This window comes from Bathymodiolus azoricus thioautotrophic gill symbiont, assembly GCF_001298715.1.
In the GTDB taxonomy this organism is placed as follows: domain Bacteria; phylum Pseudomonadota; class Gammaproteobacteria; order PS1; family Pseudothioglobaceae; genus Thiodubiliella.
The window spans coordinates 1-1,907 of sequence record NZ_CDSC02000126.1 but is presented as its reverse complement, the minus strand read 5'-3'; the positions used below and the strand labels follow the sequence as shown (position 1 = coordinate 1,907).

The following is a 1,907-nucleotide window of genomic DNA, read 5'->3' as shown; positions in this document are numbered from 1 at the left end:
TTATTATTTGTGCAAAAAATTATGAGGTTTTTATGGGTTCAATAATAAAACAAATTGTTGATGCGGTGGTGTATTTTGTATCAGGAACATACAAAGGAGATGACGGTGACAACACACTAACCGCTGTTGGTTTGGCAGTATGGGGTGATGGCGCTCATATGTATGGCGGCAACGATACAATATATGCCGCCAGTTTAAAGCTAGATGTTTATGATACTTGGGGGCATCTATATATCTACGGAGCCGCTGGCTTTATGACTGTTAATAAAAGCGGCTGGGGCAATATGTCTGTCTCTGGTCTTGCTGGTGCAATGGATTTACAGCATACTGGACATTCAGGCGATATTAACTTTAAAGGCGCAGCAGCAAGTAATTACCTATATCGTCGGGGTAATTCTGGGAATATTTCATTTGAAGGTGCTGGCATATCCAACAGAGTGATTAGCAAGGTAAGGCGCGGTAATATTTCATTTGAAGGTATTGGCGCATCTAATATTGTGGAGCGTATAGGGGGAGATCAAGGCGACATTCACTTTACTGGCGCTGGGGTGTCAAACATAGTTACCAACAGTGCAAATAGAGGCAGTATTTATTTCATTGGACTAGGTGCTTACAACAAAGTGGAGCGCAGAGGTTATTCGGGTAATATTGATTTTGATGGGGCAGGTTTTTACAATGAAGTTGTTAATGCCGTCACCCACGAGGGCAATATTGATTTTTTCGGTGCTGGTGGATACAATTTAGTGGAGCGCAGAGGGGGGTATAAGGGCAATGTTGTCTTCGATGGTGCTGGTGTGGCTAATCATGTTATCAATGCAGCTAAGTATGGCAACACTAATTTTAGTGGTGGTGGCGGTGCCAATATTATCGATCATTCTGCCAATGGCAATGTCTCGTTTATCGGTATTGGCGCCATCAACAAAATTACCCATACAGGTGATTATGGTGATATTAATTTTATTGGTGGTGGCGTTGGTAATTTTATTACCCGTTCAGGAAAAACAGGCAATGGAGATTTGAGTGTACTGGGCGGTGGAAATATTGTTACCTGGTCAACAAATGGAAGATTAAAGGCAAAACTCGGCGGTTTTCGTTTAAATAAACTAGATAGATATGGGAGTGGTGACACGGACTTAATGTTGGCTTCATTAGGTAATATTGTCAATGTAGAGGTTACCAAAGGCAATCTAAATTTAACAGGCATTGGCGTGGCAAATATAGTCACCTATAAAGGGCAAGGCACCTTAAACGCCAATTTAGTTGGCGGTGCAAATATCATTACTAGAAAAGGTTCTGGAAATTCAATTCTATATCTTTTGGCAGGCGCCAATGTCTTTATTGATTTCTCCACAGGTGATATTAGCGGCTTTTTATTCGGTGGTTTGAATGTTGTTACTAAAAAAGGCGATGGCAATATTGACTTGGCAATGTATGGCGGTGCCAATGTTCTAACGCAAGTTGGTAATGACAATATTAAAGCCATGATGTTTGGCGGTGCCAATATCATTACCAAAGTAGGCGACGGTAATATTTTAGCACTATTATTTGGTAAAGCAAATATTGTTACTCAAGTTGGTAAGGGCAAGATGTATTTGTTAATGCTGGGCATAGGTAATATTGCCACCAAAATAGGAAATGGCAATGTTATTGTTGGCATGTTTGGTGTTGGCAATGTGCTAACCCATGTTGGTAATGGTATGACCGCTGCATTAATGGTATCTGTGGGGGTTAATTTTTTTACCAAGGTTGGCAATGGCTCAACGCTGGCATTAATGTTTTCAGCAGCAGGTGGTAATATATTCACTCATATTGGCAACGGGTTAAGCGCCGCTTTAATGATAGGCGGAACAGCCAATATCTTTACCAAAGTTGGCAATGGCACAACAGTAGCAGTAATGCTAGCAGGT

General features: G+C 41.1%; 1 pseudogene. It reads left to right on the top strand.

Features of this window, described 5'->3' with window-relative positions:
* Window positions 1-32 precede the first annotated feature (32 nt).
* Window positions 33-1,907: pseudogene (locus BAZSYMA_RS02465) on the top strand (hypothetical protein); the annotation flags it as partial.